General features: G+C 66.0%; 12 protein-coding genes. 9 read left to right on the plus strand and 3 right to left on the minus strand.

All coding sequences use genetic code 11. From position 1 onward, the window contains the following. Positions 1–16: 16 nt before the first annotated feature. The 3 genes from BCO18175_RS05620 to BCO18175_RS05630 all read left to right on the plus strand — a co-directional run bounded on the left by BCO18175_RS05620 (position 17) and on the right by BCO18175_RS05630 (position 4,161). The gene (locus BCO18175_RS05620) at positions 17–1,363 is read left to right on the plus strand and encodes an adenylosuccinate synthase (protein WP_174914845.1); all 1,347 of its coding nucleotides are present in this window, start codon (positions 17–19) and stop codon (positions 1,361–1,363) included. 7 nt (positions 1,364–1,370) lie between these two features. Next, positions 1,371–1,967: a phosphoribosyltransferase gene (locus BCO18175_RS05625; protein ID WP_011352251.1), complete on the plus strand. Its 597-nt coding sequence runs from the start codon at positions 1,371–1,373 to the stop codon at positions 1,965–1,967. 277 nt (positions 1,968–2,244) lie between these two features. Beyond that, positions 2,245–4,161, plus strand: a complete 1,917-nt coding sequence (locus BCO18175_RS05630) for a potassium transporter Kup (protein WP_174979833.1) — start codon at positions 2,245–2,247, stop codon at positions 4,159–4,161. A 21-nt stretch (positions 4,162–4,182) separates the two neighbouring features. Here BCO18175_RS05630 and BCO18175_RS05635 read toward each other — a convergent pair whose 3' ends face one another. Both BCO18175_RS05635 and BCO18175_RS05640 read right to left on the minus strand, forming a co-directional pair. Beyond that, positions 4,183–5,211 carry a terpene synthase family protein gene (locus BCO18175_RS05635; RefSeq protein ID WP_174979834.1) on the minus strand — a complete coding sequence of 343 codons (1,029 nt, stop codon included), beginning with the start codon at positions 5,209–5,211 and terminating at the stop codon, positions 4,183–4,185. Positions 5,212–5,622: 411 nt separating this feature from the next. Continuing rightward, positions 5,623–7,947 (minus strand): Tex family protein, encoded by a 2,325-nt coding sequence (locus BCO18175_RS05640; protein WP_174979835.1) that lies wholly within the window; start codon positions 7,945–7,947, stop codon positions 5,623–5,625. Between the two features lie 160 nt (positions 7,948–8,107). Here BCO18175_RS05640 and BCO18175_RS05645 point away from each other — a divergent pair, with 160 nt between their 5' ends. The 3 genes from BCO18175_RS05645 (at position 8,108) to BCO18175_RS05655 (ending at position 11,461) form a co-directional block, all read left to right on the plus strand. Further along, positions 8,108–8,866 (plus strand): hypothetical protein, encoded by a 759-nt coding sequence (locus BCO18175_RS05645; RefSeq protein WP_174979836.1) that lies wholly within the window; start codon positions 8,108–8,110, stop codon positions 8,864–8,866. Between the two features lie 77 nt (positions 8,867–8,943). Further along, positions 8,944–9,159, plus strand: a complete 216-nt coding sequence (locus BCO18175_RS05650) for a YdcH family protein (protein ID WP_006755091.1) — start codon at positions 8,944–8,946, stop codon at positions 9,157–9,159. Between the two features lie 55 nt (positions 9,160–9,214). After that, on the plus strand, positions 9,215–11,461 hold the full coding sequence (locus BCO18175_RS05655; protein WP_174979837.1) for an ATP-dependent DNA helicase: 2,247 nt from the start codon (positions 9,215–9,217) through the stop codon (positions 11,459–11,461). A gap of 120 nt (positions 11,462–11,581) precedes the next feature. On the opposite strand, the gene BCO18175_RS05660 is transcribed toward BCO18175_RS05655, so the two are convergent. Next, a complete protein-coding gene (locus BCO18175_RS05660) occupies positions 11,582–12,406 on the minus strand; it encodes an outer membrane protein assembly factor BamD (RefSeq protein WP_027784570.1) in 825 nt (274 codons plus the stop codon). A 41-nt stretch (positions 12,407–12,447) separates the two neighbouring features. On the opposite strand from BCO18175_RS05660, the gene BCO18175_RS05665 reads away from it, so the two are divergent. From BCO18175_RS05665 to BCO18175_RS05675, 3 genes are all read left to right on the plus strand, one after another. Next, entirely contained in the window at positions 12,448–13,656 is a 1,209-nt protein-coding gene (locus tag BCO18175_RS05665; protein ID WP_174979838.1) for an RluA family pseudouridine synthase, read from the plus strand. 6 nt (positions 13,657–13,662) lie between these two features. Continuing rightward, positions 13,663–14,502 carry a peptidoglycan editing factor PgeF gene (gene pgeF, locus BCO18175_RS05670; RefSeq protein ID WP_174979839.1) on the plus strand — a complete coding sequence of 280 codons (840 nt, stop codon included), beginning with the start codon at positions 13,663–13,665 and terminating at the stop codon, positions 14,500–14,502. A gap of 360 nt (positions 14,503–14,862) precedes the next feature. Continuing rightward, on the plus strand, positions 14,863–16,728 hold the full coding sequence (locus tag BCO18175_RS05675; protein ID WP_174967506.1) for a PHA/PHB synthase family protein: 1,866 nt from the start codon (positions 14,863–14,865) through the stop codon (positions 16,726–16,728). Positions 16,729–16,803 lie beyond the last annotated feature (75 nt).

The raw sequence follows: 16,803 nt of genomic DNA on the forward strand, positions 1-16,803 counted from the left end.
CAGCTAACGAATCAACATGTCTGCCAGCGCAGTGAACGTGACTCCCGGGCGCAATGTCGTCGTCGTGGGAACGCAATGGGGTGATGAAGGCAAGGGCAAGATCGTCGACTGGCTGACGGACCACGCTCAGGGCGTCGTGCGTTTCCAGGGCGGTCACAACGCCGGCCACACCCTCATCATCGGCGGCAAGAAAACGATCTTGCGCCTCATTCCGTCGGGCATCATGCGTGAAGGCGTCGCCTGCTACATCGGCAACGGCGTCGTCCTGTCCCCCGAAGCACTGTTCAAGGAAATCGGCGAGCTGGAAGAAGCCGGCGTGAACGTGCGCGACCGTCTGTTCATTTCCGAAGCCACGACGCTGATCCTGCCGTACCACATCGCGATCGACCAGGCGCGCGAAGCGCGCAAGGGCGCGGGCAAGATCGGTACGACGGGCCGCGGCATCGGCCCCGCGTACGAAGACAAGGTCGGCCGCCGCGCGCTGCGCGTGCAGGACCTGTTCGACGCGAAGACCTTCGCCGATCGCCTGCGCGAAAACCTCGATTTCCACAACTTCGTGCTGACCCAGTACCTGGGCGCCGCGGCCGTCGATTTCCAGGCCACGCTCGACACGATGCTCGGTTATGCCGACCGCCTGAAGCCGATGGTGGCCGACGTGTCGCGCCGCCTGTACGACGCGAACAATGCGGGCCAGAACCTGCTGTTCGAAGGCGCGCAAGGCACGCTGCTCGACATCGATCACGGCACCTATCCGTTCGTCACGTCGAGCAACTGCGTCGCAGGTGCGGCGTCGGCCGGCGCGGGCGTGGGTCCGCAGAAGCTCAACTACATCCTCGGCATCACGAAGGCATATTGCACGCGCGTCGGTTCGGGCCCGTTCCCGAGCGAACTGTACGATGCGGACAATCCGCAGCGTCAGGACCAGGTCGGCGTCACGCTCGCGAATGTCGGCAAGGAATTCGGTTCGGTCACCGGCCGTCCGCGCCGCACGGGCTGGCTCGACGCGGCTGCGCTGCGCCGCTCGATCCAGATCAACGGCGTGTCGGGCCTGTGCATGACGAAGCTCGACGTGCTCGACGGCCTCGACGAAGTCAAGCTGTGCGTCGGCTACAAGATCGACGGCAAGGATGCGGACATCCTGCCGCGCGGCGCCGCCGACGTGGCCCGTTGCGAGCCCGTGTACGAAACGTTTGCCGGCTGGAAGGAAAGCACGGTCGGCATCAAGACGTGGGAAGCACTGCCGGCGAACGCGCAGGCTTACCTGACTCGCGTCCAGGAAGTAGCTGGCGTGCCGGTCGACATGGTGTCGACGGGCCCGGACCGCGACGAAACGATCCTGCTCCGCCATCCGTTCAAGGTGTAATGTCCAGATGACGCAGCAAATCACGATGACGGCGGCAGACTTGATGACTGATCCGCGCAACGACGACAAGAACCTGTGGGTAGGCTGGGACGAGTATCACCGTCTCATCGAGCTGCTCGCGCTCCAGGTGCATGCATCGGGCTGGAAGTTCGACCAGATCCTGTGCCTTGCGCGTGGCGGCTTGCGCGTCGGCGATCAACTGTCGCGCATCTACGACGTGCCGCTCGCGATCCTCGCGACGAGTTCGTACCGGGAAGCAGCCGGCACCGAGCAGGGCGACCTCGACATCGCGCAGTACATCACGATGACGCGCGGCAACCTGGCAGGCAACGTGCTGCTGGTCGACGATCTCGTCGATTCGGGCGTCACGCTTGCGCGCGTGCAGGAGCACCTGAAGGAGCGCTATCCGTCGGTGACGGCCGTGCGCTCGGCCGTGCTCTGGTACAAGGGTTGCTCGAAGGTCAAGCCCGACTATCACACGCAGTTCCTGCCGACGAATCCGTGGATTCATCAGCCGTTCGAGGAGTGGGACACGGTTCGCCCGCATAACCTCGAGGCGTGGATCAAGCGCGGTCGCGCACAGCGCGACGGTTCGGGCGCGTAAAGCGGCCGGCCGATCGAAGGAAAGCCTTGTACGGCGCCGCTTGCGGCGCCGTTTTTCATTGTGGCGGCATGCGCGCCGGCGTCGCGCATGCCGCGGATCAGGTAGGCAGACGGCGCTACCCCGGCTATGATTGGCAGCCCTGCCACAGCTCGCGCCGGATTGCATGCGTCGCGTGGATCACGTGGTTCCACGGCAACAGAGCAGGGCGGCGTTTCACGGGGGCGCGAGTAGAATAGCGCTCGTTTTGTCCGACCCGGACCCGATTATTACGCTTCATATGAACGACACGATCCACGCGACCGACGCCGCACACGCGCCGCATTCGACGCAACAACACTCGATGCGGGCGCTAGCGATAGCAGCCATCGGCGTCGTGTTCGGCGACATCGGCACCAGCCCGCTGTATTCGCTCAAGGAGGCGTTCAGCCCCGCACACGGCATTCCGCTCACCGAAGGCTCGATCCTCGGCGTGATCTCGCTGCTGTTCTGGGCGATCATCCTGGTGGTCGGCATCAAGTACCTGCTGTTCGTGATGCGGGCGGACAACAACGGCGAGGGCGGCGTGCTCGCGCTGATGGCGCTGTCGCTGCGGCCGCTCAACTCGAAATCCCGCGTGACGGGCGCACTGATGGCGCTCGGCATCTTCGGCGCCTGCATGTTCTACGGCGACGCGGTGATCACGCCGGCGATCTCGGTGATGTCGGCGGTCGAAGGTCTCGAAATCGCGACGCCGCACCTGTCCCATCTCGTGCTGCCGATCACGATCGTGATCCTGATCGCGCTGTTCTGGATCCAGCGCCACGGCACCGCACTGGTCGGCAAGCTGTTCGGCCCGATCATGGTGGTGTGGTTCGTCGTGATCGCGGCGCTCGGCGTGTACCACATCATGCGCGTGCCGGGCATCATCGCGGCAATCAACCCGTATTACGCGGCGTCGTTCATGGCCGATCACCTGCTGCAGGCCTACGTCGTGCTCGGCTCGGTCGTGCTGGTGCTGACCGGTGCGGAAGCGCTCTACGCGGACATGGGCCACTTCGGTGCAAAGCCGATCCGCTACGCCGCCTACGGGCTCGTGATGCCGTCGCTCGTGCTGAACTACTTCGGCCAGGGCGCGCTGCTGATCCAGAACCCGAAAGCGATCGAAAACCCGTTCTTCCTGCTGGCGCCCGAATGGGGGCTGCTGCCGCTCGTCGTGCTGTCGACGGTCGCGACCGTGATCGCGTCGCAGGCGGTGATCTCGGGTGCGTATTCGCTGACGTCGCAGGCGATCCAGCTCGGCTACGTGCCGCGCATGAAGGTGCTGCATACGTCGGAACTCGCGATCGGCCAGATCTACGTGCCGGTCGTGAACTGGCTGCTGCTGTTCGTGATCCTCTGCATCGTCATCGGCTTCAAGAGCTCCGACAACCTCGCGGCCGCATACGGCATCGCGGTGACGGCGACGATGGTGATCACGACCGTGCTCGCCGCGGTCGTGATGGTGAAGGTGTGGAACTGGAACCGGCTGCTGGTCGGCGCGATCATCGCGGTGTTCCTCGCGGTCGACCTCGGCTTCTTCGGCGCGAACCTGCTGAAGGTCGCGCAGGGCGGCTGGCTGCCGCTCGGCATCGGCGCGCTGCTGTTCTTCCTGCTGATGACCTGGTACAAGGGGCGTCACATCGTCAAGGAGCGCACGGCGGCCGACGGTATCCCGCTCGAACCGTTCCTGCAGGGGCTGCTCGCGCATCCGCCGCATCGCGTGTCGGGTACCGCGATCTACCTGACCGGCAACGACAAGCTCGTGCCCGTCAGCCTGCTGCACAACCTGAAGCACAACAAGGTGCTGCACGAGCGGACCATTTTCCTCACGTTCGTCACGCGCGACATTCCTTACGTGCGCGACGACAAGCGACAGACTTCGCGTGATGCGGGCGGCGGGCTGTACATCGTCAAGGCCGAGTACGGCTTCAACGAGACGCCGGACGTGAAGGCCGTGCTCGAGGAATTCGGCCGCACGCACGACATGACGTTCGAGTTGATGGACACGTCGTTCTTCCTCGCGCGCGAAACGGTCGTGCCGACGCATCTGCCCGGGATGTCGATCTGGCGCGAGCGCGTGTTCGCGTGGATGCACCAGAACGCCGCGAAGCCGACCGACTTCTTCTCGATCCCGGCGAACCGCGTGGTCGAGCTCGGCACGAAGATCGAAATCTGACCGAGTGCGGCGCGCGGCCGTTCAGCCGCGCGCCGCCGGGTCTTCCGACCAGGCAATCAGGCCGCGATCGTCCGCATCGCCGGCCGCGAACGTAGCCGCATAGCGCTGCGTATCCCGCGCAACCCAATCCAGATAGCCGCGTATCCAGTATCGGCAGCCGTCGACGAGGCCGCGCACGCGCGTGTCGGCGTGCCGCGCGAGTGCATCGGCGCACAGTACGAAATCGGTGATCTCGTTGCGTACACGCTCGGCCGTGTAGTCGACGCTTGCCTGCAGTGTATGGCCGCTCGACGCGTGGATCAGCACCATGTTCCGGAACTGCCCGGGCTGGTGCGCTTCGACACCAACGCTCTGGATGTCATTGCTCCAGCAGACGATATGGTTCGCGTGCCGGCACAGCGTCTGGATCTCCGGCCGGTGAAACGTATCGGGCGGGACGGCACCGGAATTGGCCGCGTCCGCCAGCGTGAGGCACGGATTCATCCCGCTCGTGTGGCGCCGGATCGTTTCGTATTGCGGCATTGCAACCGGCGCGGCCTTCAGGTGGCCGAGAATCTGCAGCCCGGCCGTGGTGGCCCACAGCCGCATCCCGTGTGCGAAGCGCGCGAAATGTTCGGCCGACAGGCGCGCGCGCAGGCGCTGACACAGATCGAGCCACGCTCGCTCGCCATAGACGGGTTGGGGGCCGGTGCATTCGTAGTCGAGCACATCGATCATCGCGGTCAGGTTGCGCAACGTATCGGGGCCGAGCGGCTCCACGCGATCGACGAACAGGTCGTCGACGAGAAAGAACCACACGAAATAATCGGCGAGCGCCTGCAGCAGGGAAGGATCGGCGTTCGGGTAGCAGCGCGCGGCGAGCCAGCCGTATCGGGTGCGCACGACGCGTTCCCGGTAGGCGTCGCTGATGAACATGCCGTATGCGTCGGCCCATTCGAGCATGCGCGATTCGATTCGCTCGACGTGCGGTGAACAGGCGCCGGCCCACGGCACATCGAAAACGGGAATGCGCAATGCGGCCAGTTCGGTTTTCAGATGGTCTTCTGTCATGGTTCCCCGATCCATTTTTCGCGAATCCGTCCCGGTTCGCCGGCCAGGCGAATACAGGATGCAATGCGTCGCGAATCGATTGCAAACAGCGAGACTGAAAGACGGGAGGCCGGAAATGCACGGCGTGCGCGAGGGCCGCGGAGAACCTTGCCGCTGAGCGGAAAGATCGCTGCGTATTGCGGAAGCATCGAAATACTGCCGTTCGCAGATTTATTTTATGTACCGATTGTGAAGCGTCAAGAAAACGTATCTCACGACGCGGATTGTTCAATTCGCCGATTAAACGTGGGGGAATGATGATGAAAACGCGCATATTCGGTTTTCATCGCGGATATTGGAAACGAGTACGACGACTCAACAAAAAAGCCCGCCGGAAGGCGGGCTTTTTCGTGCGTTACGCGTTTCGCGTGCTCAGCGCTTCAGCTTCGCGAACGCCGCGGCCATCGCGCCGGCCGGCTCCGGCTCGCGCGAACGCTGCGGGCGGGCGGCGCCGCGCCCCGCGTTGCCGCGATCCTGGCCGCCGCGCGACTGCATGCCGGGTGCTGCCGCGTCGTCGTCGAGGCGCATCGTCAGCGCGATGCGCTGGCGCTTTACGTCGACGTCGATCACCTTCACCTTGACGACCTGGCCGGCCTTCACGACTTCGTGCGGATCCTTGATGAACTTCGTCGACATCGCGGATACGTGGACGAGGCCGTCCTGGTGAACGCCGATGTCCACGAACGCGCCGAACGCGGCGACGTTCGTCACGACGCCTTCGAGCGTCATGCCCGGCACGAGATCCGACACCTTCTCGACGCCTTCGCGGAATGTCGCGGTCTTGAATTCGGGGCGCGGATCGCGGCCCGGCTTCTCCAGTTCGGACAGGATGTCGCGCACGGTCGGCAGGCCGAAACGTTCGTCAACAAATTCCGCCGGGGACAGGCCCGACAGCGCTTCGCGGCTGCCGAGCACGTCGTCGATGCGCTTGCTGATCTTCGCGAGCATCCGCTCGACGACCGGATACGCTTCCGGGTGCACCGACGAGCGGTCGAGCGGATTCTCGCCGCCGTTGATGCGCAGGAAGCCGGCAGCCTGTTCGAAGGTCTTGTCGCCGAGGCGCGGCACCTTGCGCAGGTGCTCGCGCGACGGGAACGGGCCGTTCGCATCGCGGTAGTCGACGATGTTGCGCGCGAGCGTCGCGTTCAGGCCCGATACGCGGGCGAGCAGCGGGGCCGACGCGGTGTTCGCGTCGACGCCGACCGCGTTCACGCAATCCTCGACGACCGCGTCGAGCGAGCGGGCGAGTTCGCGCTGGTTCACGTCGTGCTGGTACTGGCCGACGCCGATCGCCTTCGGCTCGATTTTCACCAGCTCGGCGAGCGGGTCCTGCAGGCGGCGCGCGATCGAAACAGCGCCACGCAGCGACACGTCCATCTCCGGGAATTCCTTCGCGGCGAGCTCGGACGCCGAGTAGACCGACGCGCCGGCTTCCGACACGACGATCTTCTGCAGGCGCAGCTCCGGGTGTTTCGCGATCAGTTCGCTTGCGAGCTTGTCGGTTTCGCGCGACGCGGTGCCGTTGCCGATACTGATCAGCTCGGCCTGCGTCTGCGCGGCGATGCGCGCGAGTTTCGCGATCGAGCCGTCCCAGTCGCGGCGCGGTTCGTGCGGGTAGATCGTGTCGGTCGCGAGCACCTTGCCGGTGCGGTCGACGACCGCGACCTTTACGCCGGTGCGCAGGCCGGGGTCGAGACCGATCACGGCCTTCGGGCCGGCCGGCGCGGCCAGCAGCAGGTCGTTCAGGTTGCGCGCGAACACGCGGATCGCTTCCGTTTCGGCCGTTTCGCGCAATTGCGTGAGCAGTTCGTTCTCGATATGCGGCTGCACCTTCACGCGCCAGCACCAGCGGCATACGTCGGACAGCCATTTATCGGCCGGGCGGTTCTGGTTCGCAATGCCGAAATGGCGCGCGATCATCGCTTCGCCGGGATGCGGTACCTGCGCGTCGAGCTCTTCGCCGAGACCGAGCTTGACCGTCAGCACACCCGCATTGCGGCCGCGGAACAGCGCGAGGGCGCGATGCGACGGCACGGTCTTGATCGTTTCCGCGTAATCGTAATAGTCGCGGAATTTCTCGCCTTCCTCGTGTTCCTTGCCCTCGACGACGGCCGACGACACGACGCCCTGGTTGTGCAGGTAGTCGCGCAGCTTGCCGAGCAGCTCGGCCGTCTCGCCGAACTGTTCGGACAGGATGTCGCGCGCGCCGTCGAGCGCGGCCTTCACGTCGGCGACGCCCTTTTCGGCGTCGACGTATGCGGCAGCCTCGGCCTGCGGGTCGAGCAGCGGGTTCGCGAGGAGCGCCTGCGCGAGCGGCTCGAGGCCGGCCTCGCGGGCGATCTGTGCACGCGTGCGGCGCTTCGGCTTGTACGGCAGATAAAGGTCTTCGAGCACCTGCTTGCTGTCGGCCGCGTCGATCGCGGCGCGCAGCTCGTCGGTCAGCTTGCCCTGTTCGTCGATGCTCGACAGGATCGCCGCGCGGCGATCCTCGAGCTCGCGCAGATACAGGAGGCGTTCCTCGAGCTGGCGCAACTGCGTGTCGTCCAGGTTGCCGGTCACTTCCTTGCGGTACCGGGCAATGAACGGAACGGTCGAGCCTTCGTCGAGGAGTTGCACGGCCGCCGCGACCTGGCGCGGCTGGACGGACAGTTCGGTGGCGATGCGCTGTACGATCTTGAGTGCTACGGTTTCCGTCATGTCGTGGATGATCTGCCTGCTGAAATCGCGGCGCGGGCCGGCAGGCCCGAAGCGGCGGGCTGCGTGGCGGGCCCGACGGGCCAGATGCCGCGGGTGAGTGAAGCGGGGCATTTTGCCATAAATGGCGGAGCGTCCAGCCGGGGGTGATAGAATTTGACACATGTCCCGCAGCTTTCCTACGACGTTGCCAACTTCCCGAATTTCTCTCGTCGCGCTCGGCGCAGCGCTTGCCGCGGCTTTGTCTGCCGGGCCTTCCGGCGCGCTCGCGCAAGCTTCGGGCGCAACCGCGCCGGCCGCCGCCTCGGCCGCAACCGTGACGGCCACGGCCGCACCGGATTTCGATGCCCGTCAAAAAGTGCTCAATCAACGCTCCGCGGAAAACGATTATCGTTATGCGGTGGCGGAGCACGATTGCTACAGCAAGTTCTTCGTCAATCACTGTCTCGGCAAGGCGCGTGAACAGATGCGCGACGAGCGGGCGAGCATCCGCCAGGAGCAGCTCGCGCTCAACGACGAGCAGCGTGCGGTGCACGCGCAGCAGCGTGACCAGCAGCAGGCGCTGAAGCAGGCGCAGGATGCGGCGGAAGCGCCGCAGCGCGCGGCGAACGACGCGGCAAACGCGGCTGCGTTCCGCGACAAGCAGGAGCAAAATGCGCTGAAGCAGGCGCAGCGCGGCGCGGAAGGGCCGCAGCACGCGGCGAGCAAGCAGGCATACGACCAGAAGCAGGCCGACTTCCAGCGCAAGCTCGACCAGGCGCACCAGCAGGCCGCGCAGAAGGCGCAGGAGCGGTCGGACAACGCCGCGCGCTACGAGCAGAAGCAGAAGGAAGCGGCGCAGCACAAGGCCGATATCGAGAAGCGTCAGAAGGAAGCGGCCGAGAAGGCGCAGCAGAAGCAACAGCAACAGCAGGGGCAGTAACGTGTTGGATTGATCCGGAATCAGTCTCGTGCGCGCTGGCACGCCAGCCGGCGCGCTGCTTCGATGAGGAGGCAAGTATGCAAAACCGTCCCACGGAACAGCAGCAGGAATTGCACAACCGTTTGGCTGCATTGCAGGAGCAGCACCAGCAGCTCGCTCGGGAGATCGAGCTGAAGGAAGGACACTCCGACATCGACGACATCACGCTGCACCGCCTGAAGAAGGAAAAGCTGGCGGCCAAGGACAAAATCATTTTGCTGCAATCGCAGCTGGAACCGGATAAGCGCGCCTGAGCGCGGCCTGGCAAGCGCCGGCGCCGCCCGGGCGCTGGACACAGGAACGCTTGCCTTGAATTCACCGCTTGAAGCCACCCCCGATGCCCGGCGCGACGTATCGTCCGCCGGGCGCGCACGTGCGCCCGAAGGCACCTTTGAACTGAGCCGCAAGCGCGTCGACGAACTCGACACGATCTTCGGTGAAGGCGGATTGCTGGCGCGTGCGCTCGACGGCTATCGGCCGCGTACGTCGCAGATCGAGATGGCGCGCGCCGTCGCGTCCGCGATGGAAGCGTCCGCGCGCCGGATGCCCGAGCCCGAGATCTTCGAAACCCGCAAGCGGCCGGCGCGCCGCCTCGGCGACGGCGACAAATCGGCCGAGCCGGGCGCGGACGCCGCTGCAGCCGAACCCGACAGCGATGCCGGCGACAACACGCTGATCGTCGAGGCCGGCACGGGTACCGGCAAGACCTATGCGTACCTCGTGCCCGCGATGCTGTGGGGCGGCAAGGTGATCGTGTCGACCGGCACGAAGCACCTGCAGGACCAGTTGTTCGCGCGCGACATCCCGACCGTGCGCAACGCGCTCGCGGTGCCGGTGTCGGTCGCGATGCTCAAGGGTCGCTCGAACTACCTGTGCCACTACTACCTGCAACGCACGGCCGACAACGGCCGGTTGCCGTCGCGGCAGGACACGGCTTATCTGCAGGAAATCGTCCGTTTCGCGAAGATCACGAAGAGCGGCGACAAGGCCGAGCTCGCGAGCGTGCCGGAAACGGCGCCCGTGTGGTCGATGGTCACGTCGACGCGCGACAACTGTCTCGGCCAGGAATGCCCGCATTACAAGGAGTGCTTCGTGATGCAGGCGCGGCGCGAGGCGCAGCAGGCCGACGTCGTCGTCGTCAACCACCACCTGTTCTTCGCGGACATCATGCTGCGCGATACGGGGATGGCCGAGCTGCTGCCGAACGCGAACACGGTCATCTTCGACGAAGCGCACCAGTTGCCGGAAACGGCGACGCTGTTCTTCGGCGAGACGCTGTCGACCACGCAGATTCTCGAGCTCGCACGCGACACGGTGGCGGAAGGCCTGAGCCATGCGCGCGACGCGGTCGAGTGGGTGAAGCTCGGCGGCGATCTCGAGCGCGCGGCGCGCGACCTGCGTCTCGCATTCGCGAACGACCAGATCGTGCGGATGTCGCTCGCGCAGCTTGGTGACGACCACCCGATGTTCGGTGCGCTTGACGCGCTCGAGACGGCACTCGACGCGCTCGCGTCGGCGCTGGCGAGCCAGGCCGAGCGGGCGGAATCGCTCGGCGCGTGCCTGCGGCGCGCCCGCGAGCTGCAGGACCTGCTGGCCGGCTGGGTCGCTCCCGGCGCGACGGAAGCGGCTGCGAAGGCCGATGCTGCGGCGGCAGGCGACAAGGCGGCATCCGACGGCGATCCGAACGAGAAGGTGCGCTGGGTCGAGGTGTTCGCGCATACCGTCCAGTTGCATGAAACGCCGCTGTCGGTTGCGCCGATTTTCGCGAAGCAGCGCGCAGGCGTGCCGCGTGCATGGGTGTTCACGTCGGCCACGCTGTCGGTGCGCGGCGATTTCACGCACTACGCGGCGCAGATGGGTCTCAGCTCGCGTCGCTCGATGACGCTCGCAAGCCCGTTCGACTACCAGTCGCAAGGGCTGCTGTATGTGCCGCGCAACCTGCCGCAGCCGTCTTCGCCGGCGTTTACCGATGCCGTCTTCGACGCCGCGCTGCCAGCGATCGAGGCGTCCGGTGGCGGCGTGTTCATGCTGTGCACGACGCTGCGCGCGGTCGACCGGATCGCGTCGAAGCTGCGCGACGTGATCGAATCGCGCGGCTGGAACACGCCGCTGCTCGTGCAGGGCGATGCGAGCCGCACCGAACTGCTCGACCGTTTCCGTGCGTACGGCAACGCGATCCTGGTCGGCAGCCAGAGTTTCTGGGAAGGCGTCGACGTGCGCGGCGACGCGCTGTCGCTCGTCGTGATCGACAAGCTGCCGTTCGCGCCGCCGGACGATCCGGTGCTGGCCGCGCGGCTCGACGCGCTGACGAAGAAGGGGCTCAGCCCGTTCGCCGTGCACCAGTTGCCGCAGGCCGTGATCACGCTGAAGCAGGGCGCGGGCCGGCTGATTCGCGCGGAGACGGATCGCGGCGTGCTGATGATCTGCGACACGCGGCTCGTCGACAAGCCCTACGGACGCCGGATCTGGCAGAGCCTGCCGCCGTTCAAGCGGACCCGCGAGATCGCGGTCGTCGAGGATTTCTTCGACGAGCACCGTTCGGCAAAGCGCTCGTGATGGCGCGCGCGACGATCGTCGCGCGATCGCACCGGCGCCGCCTGAACGCGGCGCCAATAAAAAACCCGGCTCGATGGCCGGGTTTTTTGTTCGTGCAGCGCGTGCTGCACGGTGCTTTCGTCAGAACTGCCACCACGACTTCTTCGCGCCGGGGCGCGAGTGGCCCGTGACGTACGGGCTGTCGGGGAACGTGCCGGCGAGCACGCGCTTCGTGTCTTCGGCGAGTTCCGGCTGGTTCAGCTTGCCGTACGACAGGATCATGATGTGCAGCGCGTCCTCGATCGCCGGGGCGCCCTTGTAGTCCTTGATCGCGAGCTGCGCGCGGTTGATGGCCGCGACGTAGGCGCCGCGCCGGTAGTAGTAGTCGGCCGCGTGCACTTCGTGCGAGGCGAGCGCGTTGACGATGTAGCGCATCCGCGCGGCGGCGTCGGGCGCGTACTTGCTCTTCGGGAAGCGGTCGACGACGACCTTGAACGCATCGTACGATTCGCGCAGTGCCTGCGGATCGCGCTCGCTCATGTCCTGGCCGGAGAAGCGGCCGAACAGGCCGAGATCGTCGTTGAAGTGGATCATCCCCTTCAGGTAGTACGCGTACGGGATATCCGGATGATCGGGGTGGAGCTGGATGAAGCGATCGACGGCCTGGTCGGCGGCGGCCGCTTCGTTATCCTTCCAGTTGCAGTATGCAACGTTGATCTGTGCCTGTTGCGCGAAATGGCCGAACGGATCGCGACCTTGCAGCGATTCGAAATATTTCGCGCACTTGCCCCAGTCGCCGCCGGACAGTGCGTCCTGGGCCTCTGAGTATAATTTGTTGTTCGACCAGGTAGCCGTCTCGTCCTGCTTCTGCGGCAAGCCGTGGCAGCCGGCGATGAGGGCCACGGCCGCTACCGCCGCAGCCCGGGCGGCGACGGTTCTGGCCGTACGTTTGGTCGAATTCATCATGCTCGCATGTCCTAGCTTCAAGTCTCGGTGACCCAGTCTAAATGACCCGTTCAAGTTCGCAGAATGCCCAGCCGGGCACACCAAATCGCGAAGATTATAGCCCAAGCGATCGGCCCGCCGACGCTGCCTCGGGGGATTCCCTCGATGACGATCTGACCGGCGACGCAATGCAGCCGCCCGTCGTGCCGTCCGCGGCGGTCGATGAAGCGCCGCGCGTCGTCGAAGTGCCGCTGTCGCTCGCGGGGGAACGCCTCGACAAGGCGCTTGCCCAACTGTTCCCCGAATTCTCGCGCAGCCGCCTGCAGAGCTGGATCGAGGCGCAGCGCGTGCTCGTCGACGGCGCGCCGGCGAAGATCCGCCAGCCGGTGCCGCTCGGCGCGAAGATCGAGCTCGTGCCCGACCTGCTCCCCGAGCAGCTCGCTTTCACGCCGGAGCCCGTGCCGCTCGACGTGATCTACGAGGACGACGCGCTCGTCGTCATCAACAAGCCGGCCGGCCTCGTCGTGCACCCGGCCGCCGGCAACTGGAGCGGCACGATCCTCAACGGGCTGCTGCATCGCTATGGCGACGCGGCGGCCGGCCTGCCGCGCGCGGGGATCGTCCACCGGCTCGACAAGGAGACGTCGGGCCTGATGGTGGTGGCGCGCACGCTGGCCGCGCAGACGGACCTCGTGCGCCAGTTGCAGGCGCGCACGGTGAAGCGCCGCTATTTCGCGCTCGTGTGGGGCACGATGCCCGAGGAAGGCACGATCGACGCGCCGATCGGCCGCGATCCGCGCGAGCGCACGCGCATGGCCGTCGTCACGGGCGCATCGGGCAAGCCCGCGCGCACGCATTTCCGCACGGTTGACACATGTCTGTGGCAACGTCAGCCGGTTTCGGCGATCCAGTGCGATCTCGAGACCGGTCGCACGCACCAGATCCGCGTGCACTGCGCGCACGCCGGGCACCCGCTGCTCGGCGATCCCGTGTACGGGCGCGCGCGCGGCAAGCGCTCGGTCATGCCGCTGCCGGACGGGTTCGCGCGACAGGCGCTGCATGCATGGCGGCTCGGTCTCGTGCATCCGGTTACGGGCAAGGCGATGCAATGGCGCTGCCCGTTGCCGGACGACATGAACGCGCTCGTCGCGGCGCTCGGCTTCGGGCAGGGCGACGAGGAATTCGACGACGATGACGGTGTCTACGACGATGACGATTTCGGCGGCGAGTATCACGATGACGAGCCGTACCTGGACGATGAGGAGGAGTGAGTGCCGATGACGAACCTGGCGCCGTTGACGTGGCAGGACTGCGTACAGCCCGACTGGCAGGTGTCGCCGCGCGTGCGCGCGCTGATCACGACACGTGACGGCGGAGTGAGCGAAGGCCCGTACGGGCGCTGGCAGGGCGGCGACGCGCTGCCGGGCGGGATGAATCTCGGCCTGCATACCGGCGACGACCCGGTCCATGTCGCCGGGAATCGCGCACGCTTGCTCGCGCTGGCAGGCCAGTCGAGCGCCGCCTGGCTCGAGCAGGTTCACGGTGCGCAGATCGTGCGCGCGGACGAGGTGATCGCGGCGGCGCCCGCGGCTGCGGCGCCGGTGCAGGCCGACGCGAGTGTTACCGACCGGGCGGGCGCCGTCTGCGTCGTGATGGTCGCGGATTGCCTGCCCGTGCTGCTGTGCGACACGCAGGGCCGTGCCGTTGGCGCCGCGCATGCGGGCTGGCGCGGGCTGGCGGCCGGCATCGTCGAGCAGACCGCAGCGCATGTCGCGTCACTCGCGGGCGGCGCGACGGATGCGCTTCATGCGTACCTCGGGCCGGCGATCGGCCCGCGGGCGTTCGAGGTCGGCGCCGACGTGCGTGACGCGTTTCTCGACACGGCCCCGCAGTCGGAGCATGATGAAACCCGGCTTGCGTTCGTCGCGATCGATGGCGCGCCGGGCAAGTTTCTCGCCGATCTCTATGCGCTCGCGCGCCTGCGTCTTGCGCGTGCCGGTGTTGCGCACGTGAGCGGCGGGGCGGCCTGTACGGTCACCGAACAGGCGCGCTTCTATTCGTACCGGCGCGACCGCGTGACGGGCCGCATGGCGGCCGCGATCTGGCTGGCCGATTGACGGGATGCGCATGCGGGTGAGAATTGCTGCGCCGCAAAATCGGGTTATCTCGATATTTCGGCGGCCATGCCGTGCCGCATGCGCGATTGAATGAATAATCGCGAAGTCAAGTCAATCAAAATGTTTTATGTTTCTCCGGAACCCTTGTCCCGTCTGTTGTGCGAGGATTATCTCCGTACTGAAATGTTCAGCGGTTTGACATGGCGCTTCACATGGGGAAAACGATAATGATAAAAATACCGCACTGCGGCAGAATCTGGAGACGCCTCTCCAGAGCATGACGGCCCGGCTCGCAACCGGCATGCCGCGCGCGAGCAGGATTTCACGATAGACGCTCACGAATCACCGGTAAGGCAGGTAATGACAGCATCGAAAAAATCGTCGACGTCCGCTCAGGCGGGCACTTCTTCGGGCAGCATTGGTTTCGATCCGGCCGCCCAGCCGATGCAGCAGATGTTCGAGTCGTGGTTGAACGCGTGGCGCGGTTTTGCAGATCCGGCGCGCGCCGCGACTGCGTCGGCCACCGTGAATCCGTTCGCGACATTCCAGTTCCCGACATCGTTTCCGTTTCAGATGCCGTCGATGCCCGATTTCGGCGCGATGGCGTCGCCGTTCGCCGGGCTGAAGCTGCCGGCCGCCGCGATTCCGCCCGAGCGGCTGCAGGCGCTGCAGGCCGACTACGCGCGCGATTGCATGGCGCTGATGCAGCAGGCAGCCGCCGCGAAGCTCGAGTCGCCCGAACTGAAGGACCGCCGCTTCAGCGGCGATGCGTGGAAGGCGTCGCCGGCGCATGCGTTCGCGGCGGCCTGGTATCTGCTCAACGCGCGCTACCTGCAGGAACTGGCCGACGCGCTGCAGACCGATCCGAAGACCCGCGAGCGCATTCGTTTCACGGTCCAGCAATGGACGGCCGCGGCCGCGCCGAGCAACTTCCTCGCCCTCAATCCCGACGCACAGAAATCGATCCTCGAGACGCAGGGCGAAAGCCTGCGGCAGGGGATGATGAACCTGCTCGGCGACATGCAGCGCGGCAAGATTTCGCAGACCGACGAATCGCAGTTCGTGGTCGGCAAGAACCTCGGGTGTACTGAAGGTGCGGTCGTCTACGAGAACGACCTGATCCAGCTGATCCAGTACACGCCGAAGACTGGCGAGGTATTCGAGCGGCCGCTGCTGATCGTGCCGCCCTGCATCAACAAGTTCTACATCCTCGACCTGCAGCCCGAGAATTCGCTCGTCGCGCACGCGCTGTCGAACGGTCATCAGGTGTTCCTCGTGTCGTGGCGCAATGCGGACGCATCGGTCGCGCACAAGACGTGGGACGACTACATGAACGAAGGGCTGCTCGCGGCGATCGACGCCGTGCAGCAGGTCAGCGGCCGTGAACAGATCAACACGCTCGGCTTCTGCGTCGGCGGCACGATGCTCGCGACCGCGCTCGCGGTGCTCGCCGCGCGCGGCGAACATCCGGCTGCCTCGATGACGCTGCTCACCGCGATGCTCGACTTCACCGACACCGGCATTCTCGACGTATTCGTCGACGAGGCGCACGTGCAGATGCGCGAGCAGACCATCGGCGGCAAGAACGGCACGCAGCCGGGGCTGATGCGCGGCGTCGAGTTCGCGAACACGTTCTCGTTCCTGCGGCCGAACGACCTCGTGTGGAACTACGTCGTCGACAACTACCTGAAGGGCCGCACGCCGGCGCCGTTCGACCTGCTGTACTGGAACAGCGATTCGACGAGCCTGCCGGGCCCGATGTACGCGTGGTACCTGCGCAATACCTATCTCGAGAACAAGCTGCGCGAACCGGGTGCGTTGACCGTATGCGGCGAATCGGTCGACCTGACGCTGATCGACGTGCCGACCTTCATCTACGGCTCGCGCGAGGATCACATCGTGCCGTGGCAGACGGCCTATGCGTCGACGTCGATCCTGTCGGGACCGCTGAAGTTCGTGCTCGGCGCATCAGGGCACATCGCGGGCGTGATCAATCCGCCGGCGAAGAAGAAGCGCAGCTACTGGGTCAACGACAGCGACCTGCCCGAATCGGCGGACGACTGGTTCGCCGGTGCAGCGGAGCAACCGGGAAGCTGGTGGACGACCTGGGTCGAATGGCTCGACCAGTACGGCGGCCGCAAGGTGGAGCCGCCCGCCCAGCCCGGTACCGCGCAGTTCCCGGAGATCGAGCCGGCGCCGGGGCGTTACGTGTTGCAGCGCGATTGACGAAAACCGGACAGCGGCGCAGGCTGTCCGGTGCACCGCAGTTTTTTTAACAGGGCCGGTAGCGATGCGCCGTGT

Origin of the sequence: Burkholderia lata (assembly GCF_902499335.1) — a bacterium.
GTDB lineage: Bacteria > Pseudomonadota > Gammaproteobacteria > Burkholderiales > Burkholderiaceae > Burkholderia > Burkholderia lata_B.